Annotated in this window: 13 protein-coding genes; 2 read left to right on the top strand and 11 right to left on the bottom strand. The window is 65.4% G+C overall.

Annotation, left to right across the window (positions count from 1 at the left end; all coding sequences use genetic code 11):
• Positions 1 to 51: 51 nt before the first annotated feature.
• The 6 genes from AB6N07_RS11260 to AB6N07_RS11235 form a co-directional block, all read right to left on the bottom strand.
• Positions 52 to 465 (bottom strand): DUF3830 family protein, encoded by a 414-nt coding sequence (locus tag AB6N07_RS11260; protein WP_370677898.1) that lies wholly within the window; start codon positions 463 to 465, stop codon positions 52 to 54.
• Between the two features lie 212 nt (positions 466 to 677).
• Positions 678 to 1,607, bottom strand: coding sequence for an FAD:protein FMN transferase (locus AB6N07_RS11255; RefSeq protein ID WP_370677897.1), 930 nt, complete (start codon positions 1,605 to 1,607; stop codon positions 678 to 680).
• On the bottom strand, positions 1,588 to 3,762 hold the full coding sequence (locus AB6N07_RS11250) for a PepSY domain-containing protein (protein ID WP_370677896.1): 2,175 nt from the start codon (positions 3,760 to 3,762) through the stop codon (positions 1,588 to 1,590). The genes AB6N07_RS11255 and AB6N07_RS11250 overlap by 20 nt, the downstream gene beginning before the upstream one ends.
• Before the next feature lie 21 nt (positions 3,763 to 3,783).
• On the bottom strand, positions 3,784 to 4,248 hold the full coding sequence (locus AB6N07_RS11245) for a DUF2271 domain-containing protein (RefSeq protein WP_370677895.1): 465 nt from the start codon (positions 4,246 to 4,248) through the stop codon (positions 3,784 to 3,786).
• 102 nt (positions 4,249 to 4,350) lie between these two features.
• Positions 4,351 to 5,700 (bottom strand): ATP-binding protein, encoded by a 1,350-nt coding sequence (locus tag AB6N07_RS11240; protein ID WP_370677894.1) that lies wholly within the window; start codon positions 5,698 to 5,700, stop codon positions 4,351 to 4,353.
• A complete protein-coding gene (locus AB6N07_RS11235; protein ID WP_370677893.1) occupies positions 5,700 to 6,371 on the bottom strand; it encodes a response regulator transcription factor in 672 nt (223 codons plus the stop codon). The genes AB6N07_RS11240 and AB6N07_RS11235 overlap by 1 nt, the downstream gene beginning before the upstream one ends.
• Positions 6,372 to 6,503: 132 nt before the next feature.
• Between AB6N07_RS11235 and AB6N07_RS11230 the strand changes: the two genes are divergently transcribed.
• Positions 6,504 to 6,794: a PepSY domain-containing protein gene (locus AB6N07_RS11230; RefSeq protein WP_370677892.1), complete on the top strand. Its 291-nt coding sequence runs from the start codon at positions 6,504 to 6,506 to the stop codon at positions 6,792 to 6,794.
• Between the two features lie 233 nt (positions 6,795 to 7,027).
• Positions 7,028 to 8,425, top strand: coding sequence for a sodium:proton antiporter (locus AB6N07_RS11225; RefSeq protein WP_370677891.1), 1,398 nt, complete (start codon positions 7,028 to 7,030; stop codon positions 8,423 to 8,425).
• 25 nt (positions 8,426 to 8,450) lie between these two features.
• Here AB6N07_RS11225 and AB6N07_RS11220 read toward each other — a convergent pair whose 3' ends face one another.
• The 5 genes from AB6N07_RS11220 to AB6N07_RS11200 form a co-directional block, all read right to left on the bottom strand.
• Positions 8,451 to 9,077 (bottom strand): histidine phosphatase family protein, encoded by a 627-nt coding sequence (locus tag AB6N07_RS11220; protein ID WP_370677890.1) that lies wholly within the window; start codon positions 9,075 to 9,077, stop codon positions 8,451 to 8,453.
• 16 nt (positions 9,078 to 9,093) lie between these two features.
• Positions 9,094 to 9,870 carry a 3-deoxy-manno-octulosonate cytidylyltransferase gene (gene kdsB, locus AB6N07_RS11215; RefSeq protein ID WP_370677889.1) on the bottom strand — a complete coding sequence of 259 codons (777 nt, stop codon included), beginning with the start codon at positions 9,868 to 9,870 and terminating at the stop codon, positions 9,094 to 9,096.
• 177 nt (positions 9,871 to 10,047) lie between these two features.
• Positions 10,048 to 11,337: a TRAP transporter large permease gene (locus AB6N07_RS11210; protein ID WP_370677888.1), complete on the bottom strand. Its 1,290-nt coding sequence runs from the start codon at positions 11,335 to 11,337 to the stop codon at positions 10,048 to 10,050.
• Entirely contained in the window at positions 11,334 to 11,864 is a 531-nt protein-coding gene (locus AB6N07_RS11205) for a TRAP transporter small permease (protein WP_370677887.1), read from the bottom strand. The genes AB6N07_RS11210 and AB6N07_RS11205 overlap by 4 nt, the downstream gene beginning before the upstream one ends.
• Positions 11,865 to 11,892: 28 nt before the next feature.
• Positions 11,893 to 12,879 carry a C4-dicarboxylate TRAP transporter substrate-binding protein gene (locus tag AB6N07_RS11200; RefSeq protein WP_370677886.1) on the bottom strand — a complete coding sequence of 329 codons (987 nt, stop codon included), beginning with the start codon at positions 12,877 to 12,879 and terminating at the stop codon, positions 11,893 to 11,895.
• Positions 12,880 to 12,957 lie beyond the last annotated feature (78 nt).

The following is a 12,957-nucleotide window of genomic DNA, read 5'->3' as shown; positions in this document are numbered from 1 at the left end:
GCCCAAAGGGTTGGTGGCTCTTCCTCATTGTCTCACCACGATGGCAAAGGCTCAGGCGGCAAGCTCGAACCGGATCGGCTGCGCGCCCTTCCAAAGGCACATCTTGCCAAGTTCGGGGAGATGCTCCAGCCCGGAGGTGACCGTGATGAAATGGTTGCCGGCAAGCTGGCCGACCTTCGAGGCGAAGTCCACACCACCGTAGGCGAGCAGGATTTCCGTCTCGCTGATGCCACCGGGATAGAGGATGAACTGGCCCGGAGCCGGATGGCTGGTGTGGTTTTCATAGGTCACGCCGAAATCATAATCGCCAAGCGGAATCCACACGCCTTCGCCGGACCAACGCACGTGAACGATCTGCCCCTCGAAGGGCAGGCGCTGCAGGAAGGCGGCCGAAGTCTTCGGCGCCAGTTCGGTTTCAAGCCTAGCGTCGAAGGTGAACGGTCCGGCGGTGATCTTGAGCTTCATGGTCACAGGAACTCCCTGTCGAAAATCAGACTGTCCGTGCGCCTCAAGCATTCGATCGGCAATAACGCCATCGCCCTTCGTCCCACCAGACCGCCATCCTCTAGCATGACTTTGCAACCGAGTCGCACCATGCGCTGGTAAAAATCACGCGTGAGCGTCGGAAGCGGAGAAGCCCCCATCGGACGCAGCTGGGCAGTTTTCCACACGAGCTCTCAAGCCGCAAAAGTCGAGATTACCCGTTCCTGATGATCGACGAACAGCGCCGACATGCCCAAGCGACGGGCCAGCGCCACGCCCTCGTCAAGCCCGCGCACCAACAGCGCCGTCGCCCAGGCATCGGCCGCCATGCAGTTCTCGGCGATGACGGTGACGGCGGCGACGCCATTGTCGAGCGGCTCGCCCGAGCGCGGGTCCATGGTGTGCGACACGGTGCGGCCGCCCACCTCGTGGCAGTGCCGATAGCCGCCGGAGGTCGCCACCGCGACGTCCTCGAGTTCCAGCACGCCCATCAGATCCCGCTCACCGATAACAGGGCGCTCGTGGCCGACCGCCCATGTGCTGCCGTCGGGCTTGCGGCCACGCGCGCGCATCTCGCCGTCGATGCCGACCAGCCAGGATGTGACGCCGAACGTCTCCATCGTCTCGCCAAGCCGGTCGACGCCATAGCCCTTGGCGATGCCGGACAGGTCGAGCCTGAGCGGCGCCCGCTTGCGGGCCCGCCGGTTGGCAACGTCGAGATCGAGGGTCTTGAGAGCGACGGCCTGCAACGCCGAACCGCTGCCGTCGGCACCGTCGCGGGCACCGGCGCCGAAGCCCCAGGCGGCGACCAGATCGCCGACACCGACGTCAAAGGCGCCGCCCGAAGCCTCACCGATCGCCAGCGCCGCCTCGATCACCGCCACCGTCTCGGCCGGCAGGTCGACCCATATGCCGACCGGCGCCGCGTTGAGTCGGTTGAGATCGGAATCCGCCCGGTAGGTGGACATCTGCCGGTCGACCTCATCGACCGCCGCCTGCAAGGCCAGCTGCAAATCGTCATGCCAGCCGGGGAGATTGCCGTAGAACACCGCCGACCAGCGCGCACCCATGGTCGGGCCGCTGAACGCCAGCTTCACCAGAGCATCAGTAGACATCTTCGACATAGCGTCCATCCGATTTGAGGGTGGCAAGATCGATACCGAGCGGCCGCACGACGCCACCGAGCGCCTGGGTGACCGCGTCAGCCATGTCGCGGCCGCCGCACACCAGCACCTGGGCGCCATGGCGGATCAGCTCGCGCAGCTTGGGCGCGTCGGCGGCGAGCCGGTCCTGGATGTAGCTGCCATCCGGCCCACGCGAGAAGCTGGTGGTCAGCGAGGTCAGACGCTTCTCGGCCAGATGCTCGGCCAGCTCATGCTCGTAGAGGAAGTCCGACGACGGGCTGCGGCCACCCCAGTAAAGGTGCACGGGACGGCGGTCGTCGTTGGCGCGCACGAAACCGGTCAGCGGCCCGATGCCGGCGCCGGCGCCGATCAGGATCAGCGGCGCCCGACCCATGATCGGCCGGAAGCGAGCGTTGGTGCGAACGAAGGCGGCGATGCTCTCGCCCGGCTCCATGCCATGCAGGTAGGACGAGCAGACGCCCCCCTGACGCAGACGGACGCAGATCTCCAGGAAGCCGTCGCGTGCCGACGACGCCAGCGAATAAAAGCGCGGCATGGTTTCGCCCGGCGGCAGTACGCCCAGGATGTCGCCGGCCTCAAAGTCGGGCGACCGGCGGTCGGTGGCAAAGCGAAGGATCGCCACGGGGGCGCCGACCGCTTCGCCATAGAGCTCGCTCGACAACAGTTCGAACGGCGCGGTCTTCGGCAGACGGGCGCGATGGGAGAGTTCCAGCTCGTGGCCGAGCACCGTGCCGAGGTCGCGGCCCCAGGCGGCAAATTCCTGCGCCGACTGGCGATCGATACGCTTCAGCGCCATCATTACCGGCCAGCCCTTGGCGGCCACCGCTTCCGACACCTCTTGCCCGAAGCGGCTGAAATGCGGGAAGCCACGGTCGCCGAAGCCGAGAACGGCCACCGGCACGTTCCCTTTGAGACCGGCGAGGCGAGCCAGAAACTTGTCGGCCGAGGCCGGGGCAGCACCGTCGCCGTAGGTTGCCGTCAGGATCAGCATCCGCTCGGCGCCGAGATGAACTGAAGACAGAGCGTTCATCGGCGCGGTGTGGACGCGATGGCCAGCGGCGGTCAGGGCGGCGTGCAGCGTGCCGGCAAAGCCCCAGGTGGTGTTACCCTCGCTGCCGACCAGGATCACCGTGTCAGCCATGCGGGCAGCAACGTTGCCAGCGATCGCTGGCCGGCTCGACCGACGGCGCCACCACATCAAGACGCCAGTGACGCCGAGCAGCGGCACCGAGCCAGAGGCCGCGCCGAGCAGCAGGCCAAGCGCCCAGGCCCCGCGTCCGGTGTGCAGCATGATGATCGTTTCGCGAGCGCGGTCCCAGGCATTCGCCGGGGTAAAGGCCAGCACGGCACCGGTCGACGCATCGACGCTGGCCTCGCCCTGCGTGGTAACCGCCGTATAAACGTCAGTGGGGTCGTTCGGCGCCGGGAAAGTCAGCTCGCGGAGGTCGGCGACGGAGATCGATTGCAGGCCGAAAAGGCCGCCAACCGGCGCCACCGAGCCGCCGCTGCCCGACACCATGGCCGGCATGGCGCTGGCCGAGGGATCGGGAATGAAGCCGAAGGTATCGGCCGACATGAACAGGCCCGACAGCGACGACAGCATCAGACCGATAACGGCAAAGCGGCTGATCTCACCGTGCAGGCGCGTCAAGAGGTTGCCCCGGATCGGCGCGAAATAGCCGCGCCAGCCACCCAGCGAGCGCATCAGCAGTAAGATGCCGGACAGGCTCAGCGCCAGCATGGCGATGGCGGCGACGCCGGTGCCGATCTTGCCGCTATCGCCGAGGAACAGCGAGCGGTGCAGCTCGGTCATCCAGCGGACCGGCGCCGACAGGGGCTGAGGCGCACCGAGCGAGGCACCCGTGGCAGGATCGACCAGTTCCGTACCGGAAGCGCCGTTATCGGCATAGGACACCGTCACCGCGCCGCTTGGCCGCACCGAGATCTTGTCGATTTCCTGATGGCGCGCACTGACGGCCTCGGCCAGCGTGGCGACGCTGACCTCGGAGGAAACCGCCGGGTTCGCCAGCCGGTCGAGCGCCGGAGTAACCGACAGGAAGGCGCCGGAGACGGCGATCACCGTCAGAACAATGGCGAACACGACACCGGGCAGCGAGTGGATGCGACGCAACATGGCAGAGACCCCGGAACGCTGTCAGTAGGAAACGGTGAGCGACTTGACGTAGCCCTGCCCGGGCGCCGGCTTGCCAACCGACCCGGCAGCGAGCGGAGCGGCGGCGTCGGCCGTAAAGGCGTAGCCACCCTCGGAGGCCGTATCGATCTGCACCTTGTAGCCGGCGTCGAGCATGGCGTCGGCGACCTCGGCGGTCACCTTCAGCGTGCCGCCGGAACCGATGCTGGCACCGGTCAGGCCATCGATCGGGCCACGGGCACTGCGTGCCCAACCTGCGAGTTCACGGTAGTAGCGCGCCTTGGAGCCGGCGACGTGCAGCGTCTGCACCACCTTGCCCTGGGCATCGGTGATATAGACCGCCGCGTAGGCGTTGTAGCCGCCGTAGTCGGCGAACTGGGCCGTGACGGTGACCGGCTTGGCCATGGCAAGCGTCGGCAGCGCGACGGCGGCGACCAACCCAAGCGGCAGGGCATAATAAGGTTTCATGGCGAACACTCCTGTGGCGATGCGACAGGAGATCAATGCGCTGAGGACCTGACGGCTACCTGACAGGCGAGCGGAAAGCTGTTCAGCTGGCTGTCAGCTTCGTTAAGCGGACGTCTTGCCGGAAAGACCGGTGACGCGCACCGAGAAGCCATTCGGCCAGCCATCGACCGGCGAGGTGATCTTCAGTTCCAGCCCGGCGCCCCGGCAGACGGCGGCGACGATGGCAAGGCCGAGGCCGGAGCCGTCGGACCGGCTGGTCCCACGTTCGAACGGGCGCATCAGCCGATCAACCTCGTCGGCCGCCACCACCGGGCCGTGATTGCGGACGGTGAGGCTGTCGCGATCCAGCACGATCTCCACCGCGTCGTCGGGCGCGCCATGCTTGAGGGCATTCTCGATCAGATTGCGGGCCAGCACGGCAAAGGCGTCGGGATCGACATCGGACGGCACGCCCTCATCGGGAGTGGTCAGATCGATGCGGTCGTCCTCATCGCTCGATCGGCCGATCTCGTCGACCACCAGCGCCAGCACACCGGAAAGATCGGACGGCTGTTCGGCGAGCAGGCCGCCACCTTCCGCCTTGGCCAGTTGCAGCAGCTTTTCCGACAGGCGCGCCAGACGCCGGAGCGCGCTTTCGATGGAGCGGGCACGCTCGCGATTGGCGTCCGGCATTTCGGCGATCAGCCGCTGCGTCTGGGCCAGCGCGGCGGCGATCGGCGTTCTGAGTTCGTGGGCGCTGTTGGCGGTAAAACTGCGCTCGGCTTCCAGCGCGCTGCGCAGACGGGCCAGAAGCGCGTTGACCGAGCCGGCCACCGGCGCCAACTCGCTCGGCAGACCGCCGCCATCCACCGGCGTCAGGTTGCCGCGCCCGCGCTGCTCGATGGCATCGCGGAAGACGATGGCCGGCCGGAACGACAGGTGGATGCCCAGCCAGACCACCAGCACGGTGAGCGGCAGCAGGGCGACGAGCGGCCAGACGAACACCGTCGCGGCGTTGGCAAAGACATGTTGGCGGTGCGCCAGATATTCGGCCGTGGTGACGACGATGGTGCCCTGCACCGCCGTTTCCGTGTAGGTGCGCAGGGTCTCGGTGGTGGCAAAACCGGGAGAAAGGCCGGCGGGAATATGCATGTCGTCGGCTGAACTCGACCGTAGCAGCTCGCGGCCGCTGCCATCGCGCACCACATAGGAGATGAACTCGTGCGTGCCGACCGGCGGCAGGCGCAGGCCGCCGCTGCCGCCGTCCTCGTCGGCCAGCATCTGTTCATAGGCCAGCGGCAGGATCCGCTCGGCAACCTCGCGCAGGGCGCTGTCGAACACTTCGTCGGTCTCGTGGCGCAATACGTGTCCGGCGAACAACGAGGCGCCGATCCACAGCACCGCGAGGCTGACGGACAGACCGATGGCGAGCCGGACGCGCAGGCTTTTCGGCAGAAGGCGCGGCAAGACCATCAGCCCGCTCCCACCGGAACGCCCAGGCGATAGCCGAGGCCGCGCACCGTCTCGATGACATCGGACCCCAGCTTCTTGCGCAGCCGGCCGACATAGACCTCGATAGTGTTGCTCTCGATCTCCTCCGAGAAGGAATAAAGGTGTTCCTCGATCTGCGCCTTGGACAGCAGCACGTTGGGCCGTTGCACGAAGGCCTCGAACAGCGCCCATTCGCGAGCGGTGAGCCGCACCGGCTTGCCGGCCCGGCGCAGCGTGCGGGCGGCAAGGTCGATATCGAGGTCGCCGATCTTGACCAACGGATTGGGATTGCCGCCGTAGCGCCGGCCGACGGCGCGGATGCGGGCGGACAGTTCGAACAGGTCGAACGGCTTGACCAGGTAGTCGTCGGCGCCGGCGTTGAGGCCGGCAATGCGGTCGGAAATCTGGTCACGCGCCGTCAGGATGATCACCGGCGTCACGTCGCCGGCCACGCGGCGGGCTTTCAGAAAATCGAGCCCCCGTCCGTCCGGCAGCATCAGATCGAGCAGCACGAGATCGTAGGCGGCGGCCAGCACGGCGTCGCCAGCGTCCGCGATGCGCTGCGCCCAGTCGACCGAATGGCCGTCGGCGACGATCTGGTCGCGCACCGCCATCCCCAGCACCGCGTCGTCCTCTACCAGCAGAATCCGCATCGCCACTTTCCTGTCGCGTCAACGCCAAACGAATTGAGCGCGGAAGCGCCGTTCAGGTTGCCGTCAGATGGACATGGGATAATCTAGGACGGGAAAAAGTAAATCCCGCCCATTGAACGAGGAATTAGGTCGATGCCCCACCGCCTTGGTCTCGCCGCGACGCTTGCGGGCAGCCTGCTCTTCGTCCTGTCGTCGGGTATGGCGTGGGCCGACAGTGACGACTACGCGCGTTGCAACGTGCCGCTCAGCGACTGGAAGCCGCGCGCCGCCGTCGAAGAGGCGCTTCAGGCCAAGGGCTGGACAGTCCAGTCGATCCGCTCGGACGACGGCTGCTACAAGGTGAAGGTCATCACCGAGACAGGCGAGAAGCAGCGCATCAAGCTCAACCCCGAGACGCTGGAGCCGGTCGATGAGGCGGATTGAGCTGAGCCGCCCCAGAATTTGCAATGAGCCGACTCCATCCGCCGCTTGAGTGTCATTGCTGACGAGCCCAACGTTGCCAGGGATGCTCAGAAGTGCTTTGGTCGACTACCGTGGCAGTTGGGGGCGGTGGTGTGATGGCGGTTCTTGTGCAGGCTCTTCGAGTATTTTTCGCCGCCATCAAATGTTGTGCCGTTGAGATCCGTCACCCCCGATCCGTCTCTCGCTTGCTACTCTTGCCGCTCTTCATCGCCTTTACTTCCCCGGCCCTCGCCTCCACCGGCGGCCACGGTCTCGACGGCGCGGCGCTCGGCGTGGTGTGGGCGGCGCCTTTCGTCGGCATGCTCCTGTCGATCGCGCTGCTGCCGCTCTTGGCGCCGCGCTTCTGGCACCATCATTTCGGCAAGGTCGCCGCCGCCTGGGCGCTCGCCTTCGTGCTGCCCTTCACGCTCCTCAATGGCGAGGGTATCGTCGAGCCCCTGGCCGAAACGGCGCTGCTCGACTATCTGCCCTTCGTCATCCTGCTCGGAACGCTGTTCACCATCGCCGGCGGCATCCTGGTCACCGGCAATCTGCACGGCTCGCCAAAGACCAATCTGGCGCTCCTCACCATCGGCACGCTGCTCGCTTCGGTGATCGGCACCACCGGCGCCTCCATGGTGATGATCCGACCGCTGATCCGCGCCAACGACGGCCGTCGCCACAACGTCCACGTCATCGTCTTCTTCATCTTCCTGGTGTCCAACATCGGCGGCTCGCTGACCCCGCTCGGCGATCCGCCGCTGTTCCTCGGCTATCTCAGGGGCGTCGGCTTCTTCTGGACCACGCTGCACATGCTGAAGGAGACGGGCTTTGCCGCCGTGGTGCTGCTCGCCCTGTTCTGGCTCATCGACCGCAGGCTCTACCGCGACGACGCCGATTTCCGCGGCAAGTATGACCCGACGCCCGATACCGGCCGCGTCGGCGTCGAGGGGCGGCTCAACATCGCGTTGCTGGCCGTCGTGGTCGGCGCCGTGCTGCTGTCGGGCTCGTGGAAGCCGAGCATCGGCTTTCCTGTATTCGGTGTCGAAGTGGAGTTGCAGAACCTTTCCCGCGACCTGATCCTGATCGCCGCCGCGCTCGTCTCGCTGCGCCTGACGCCAAGGACGCTGCGTGCCCGCAACGGCTTCGAATGGGGGCCGATTCTCGAGGTGGCCAAACTGTTCGCCGGCATCTTCGTGACCATCATTCCCGTGCTGGCCATGCTGAAGGCGGCCCACGAGGGCGCCTTCGCGCCGCTGGTCGGCCTTGTCACCAGCGCCGACGGCGCACCGGTCAACGCCATGTATTTCTGGGCGACCGGACTGCTGTCGTCCTTCCTGGACAACGCGCCGACCTATCTGGTGTTCTTCAATCTGGCCGGCGGCGATGCCCAGCATTTGATGGGCGAGATGTCGACGACGCTGGTAGCCATCTCGGCCGGCGCCGTGTTCATGGGCGCCAACAGCTACATCGGCAACGCCCCCAACTTCATGGTCAAGTCGATCGCCGAGGGGGCGGGCGTGAAGACGCCCTCCTTCTTCGGCTACATGGCTTGGTCCTGCGGCATCCTCATCCCGCTGTTCCTGATCATGACGGTGCTGTTCTTCGCCTGAGACAGCGCGATGTCGCTGCCGGACCTCAGAGGGAGAGTTCGGCCGGAGCAACATTCCAGGCCTTGACCGAGAAGCCAAAGCCATCGCCGATGAGATGGGCAACGGCGCCGGTGTTCATCTTGGCCGCCGCCGCCGACAGGCCCAGGCTCTTGGCGATCAGCCGGAAGATACCGTTCGACGACACCACCAGCACGACGGAGTCGTCCGCGTTCTCCTTGCGGATACGAACGAGCAACCGCTTCCAGCCGGTTATGACGCCAGCCTCACCAGGTTGCCAGCCGCAGCCTTCCGGCCAGATCGAACGTTTCTGCCAGTCGTCGATGACCTGATCGCCGACCTCGGCGCGAATCTCCTCGTTGGAGCGCGCCTCCCAGCTGCCATAGTCGATCTCGCGCAGATCGTCGCTGAGAACGATATGACTGGCCTCAAGCCCGTGATCCGCTGAGATGATCTCGGCCGTCTGGCGCGTGCGCTTCAAGGGGCCGGCATAAATGCGCGACGGCCGCAGCCCGGCCCTGGCAAGACCGGCGGCGACGGCAGCCGCTTGCTCGCGGCCCTTTTCCACCAGATCGAGATCGGTGCGCGCACCAACCCAGACGACCTTGTCGGCGGGGCCGAAGGTGTTGCCATGACGAACCAGGATCAGATGCATCTTTCACCCCTCGTTATCAAACCAGCTCGCCCTCACGAGCAATCAGTTGCTCGACGACGGCGATGTCCTCCGGCGTGTCGACCGAGGCATGCGTCCGTCCCCGATAATCGACCTCGACGACGCGAACCGTCATGCCGTTTTCGAGCGCGCGCAGCTGCTCGAGACCTTCGGTGTTTTCCAGCGGCGACGGCGGCAGCGCGACGTAGCGCTTCAAGCCGGTGAGCGTGTAGCCGTAAAGGCCGATATGGCGGTAGACGCTGGTGAAACCCGGCTTGCGAATGAAGGGAATGATCTGCTTGGAGAAGTAGAGCGCGTTGTGATTGAGGTCGAAGGTCACGGTGGTGCCGCTGGAGGGAGCCTTCTCCTTGTGAACACGCAGTTCGGCGAGCATGTCGTCGGTCAGCCGCACCGCCGGCGTGACGATGTCGAAGCTGGCCGGCGAGGAGAACTCGGCGATCATCTCCTCAAGGATCCACGGCGGCGTCAGTACGGCATCACCCTGAAAATTGATCACGCCTTCTTCGACAATTCCGGCGGCTTCGATCGCCTCGGCCACCCGCTCCGTGCCGTTGCGGCAGCTCTCCGATGTCATCACCGCTTCCGCGCCGAAGCCACGGGCAAATGTCGCCACGCGCTCATCCTCGGTGGCCACCACCACGCGCGAGGCGCCCTTGGCTGCGCGGGCGATGCGCCAGACACGTTCCAACAGGCTGACGCCGGCGATGTTCAGCATCGGCTTGCCCTGCAGGCGCTGGGAACCGTAACGGGCGGGAATGACGATGGCGACTGACATGGTTGGTTACTCTCTCCAGGTGGCACCTCACTATTACAGCTTGCAACCTCTGTCGAGAAAGCAGGCGCCCTCTCGGATCTTAACAGAGCAGGTCGCAGGACGATTGACAGGCCAAGAAAAAGAGCCGGCAGGCGATGATGCCAACCGGCTCAACGGCGCGTCTGTCTGTTGCTGCTTTCACATCAGAAGGTTGGGCAGGAACAGCGATATCTGCGGGAACAGGATCAGGATTGCCACCAGGATCAGGATGGTCGCGATATGCGGCAGCGCCTCGACGAAATACTCGTCGATCGTGCAGTCCAGTAGGCCGCAGACGGTGAACATGGCGACGCCGACCGGTGGTGTCATGCCGCCGAAGGTAACCATGGTCATCATGACGATACCGAAATGCACCGGGTCGACGCCGAGCTGCAGCACGATCGGCAGGAAGATCGGCGTCAAGAGCAGCACCAGCACCGTCGCTTCGATGAAGCAGCCGGCAATCAGCAAGAACAGCACGATCAGGAACAGGATGGCGACCGGATTGTGGGTGAGGCCGAGCATGCCCGAGGCGATCGCCTGCGGCGCCTGATCGAAGATGATCGCGTAGCCCACCATGCCCGAGAACATGATGATCAGCACGATCAAGCCGTTGTCGGTCACGCCGTGCAGCAGCGCCTCCATGGCGCCCTGCCAAGTCAGCTCGCGGTGGAACAGCACGCCGACCACCACCGCGTAGACGACGGCAAAGGCGCCGACTTCCGACGGCGTGAACATGCCGCTGCGAATGGAAATCAACAGGGCAACGGGGAAGAACAGCGCCCACTTGGCGTCCCACACCGCGGCACCGATGGCTTTCCAGCTCGGCTTGACAGCGGTTGCCGAACGGTAGCCGCGCCGCCGCGACACCACCCACACCGTGAACATCAACCCGGCCATCATCATCAGGCCGGGAATGACGCCGGCCAGGAACAGGCGGCCGATGGAGACGTTGCCGACGAAGCCATAGAGGATCAGCCCCAGGCTCGGCGGAATGGTGGCGGTGATCAGCGAGCCCACCGCGATGGTGGCGGCGGTGAAACCCTTGGAATAGCCGTTGCGCACCAGATCCGGCCCGAGGATGCGCGCCTCCATGGCGGCGTCCGCCACGGCCGAGCCGGAGACACCGCCCATCAGCGTCGACAGCACGATGCACACCTGCGCCATGCCGCCCGACATCCAGGAGACCAGTACCTCCGAACAGCGGATCAGGCGCGTGGTGATGCCGGTCTTGTTCATCATGTGGCCGGCCAGCACGAAGAACGGCACGGCGAGCAGCGGAAAGCTCTGCGAGGCCGAGGCCACCTGCTGCACGCCGATCGACGCCGGCATCACCTGCGATATGACGAAGAAGGAAAAGCCGGAAATCCCGATGGCAAAGGCCACCGGCGCCCCGACGATCAACAGACCGAAGAACAGTCCGGCCAGAAGCAGCATCTCTCCCGTCATAGTTCGCTCTCCCCGGCGGCGGCGATCGCCTCTTGCTTGCTTCGGATCGGCGTGAAGATGAGGACAGGACTGCCGGTTGCCGTGCGCAGGGCCTGGAGAATTTGCCCCGACAGCGTGATGGCGAGCAGCAGGCAGCCGATGGGAACCGCGGCGGTGACATAGGCATAGCTGATGCCGCTGTCACCGAATTGCCGCTCGAGGTTGAGCATCACCAGCTTGTAGCCGAGAGTGCTGAGCGTCAGCAGGAAGGCGAGGATCAGCAATCCGGTGGCGATGTCGAGATAGACCCGGTAGCGCGTCGGAATCCAGCGCACGAACAGGTCGACGGCGATCAGGCCGCGCCGGCGCATCGCCATGTCGGCGCCGATGAACGAGGCCCAGACGAAGAGCAGTTGCGCCACGTCCATCGACCACACGAGTGGGTATCCGAACCAGCGCATGACGCCGGCCATGAAGACGAGACCGACCATGGCCGCGAGCAGAGCTCGGGCCACGACGGACTCCACGCGCATGATCAAAGATGACATAGCGCAGGCTCCAGTGTCTTGTTGTGGATTACTCGGCGAGAATGGCGTCGACTTGCTTCTTGAGGTCGGTGTAGCCGAGCTTCTCGTAGACTCCGGCGGTCGCTTCCTTGAACGGCGTTGTGTCGATCTCGTTGATGGTCATGCCGGCTGCCGTCATCTTGGCCTCGATGTCGGCGATGGCCGCCTCGGTGCCGTGCGACGCCACGTCGCCGGATTTCAGCGCCTCTTCCTTCAGGATAGTCTGAAGATCGGGCGGCAGCGCGTCAAACCAGGCAGCCGAGGTGACGAGGCCGGTGATCAGGTTGAAGTGGCCGGTCTTGGTCAGGTACTTTGTGACCTCATAGAGACGCGAGCCATAGGCGGCGGGGTCCTGTGCCTCAACGGCGTCGATCACCTGCGTCTGCAAGGCCGAGTAGACGTCGGCCCAGGCCATCGGTGCCGGAGTGGCGCCCATCGCCTTGACGGTCTCGGTCCATACCGGCGCCCCGGGCGTGCGCATGCGAACACCCGAGAGATCGGCAGGCACCTTGATTGGCTTGTTGGTGAGGAGATGCCGTTCCCCCTGCCACCAGTTGAACGACAGCACCTGAAGCTGGGCGCCGTCGTGCAGCTTCTTGGCCATCTCGTCGAGCAGCGGCGAGGTCACCACCTTGCGGATGCCGTCATAGCCCGAGGCGAGATAAGGACCGGAAAGAACGCCGAAATCCTTGACGTAAACCGCGAGGCGGCCACCATCGACCACCACGGCATTGCCGGCGCCGGCCCGCGCCTGTTCCAGCACGTCCTCGTCCTTGCCGAGCTGCGAGCCGGGAAACAGGCGGATGGCCAGTTTGCCTTCAGAGCGGGCCTCGACGTTTTTCCGCAGATCCTCGAGCCCCTTGTAGAGCGGATCGGACGTGGTGAGCGCCGTGTTGATGTTGAGCGTGTAATCGGCGGCCAAGGCAACGCCGAGCGACGAAGCAGCAAAAGCCAGCCCGCAGACAGCCGTCAATGCGGCCCGAGACATCAATCCCATGGGTTCCTCCCAAACGATACGGCGCGCGCCGTTCCTCCACCACGCGCCTCGTTGACGAGTAGTATGGTAGACGTCTAG

The sequence above is a fragment of the Pleomorphomonas sp. PLEO genome, assembly GCF_041320595.1.
Lineage (GTDB): Bacteria > Pseudomonadota > Alphaproteobacteria > Rhizobiales > Pleomorphomonadaceae > Pleomorphomonas.
Note: the sequence above shows the minus strand (reverse complement) of the source record. Positions and strands in the feature narration are given on the sequence as shown.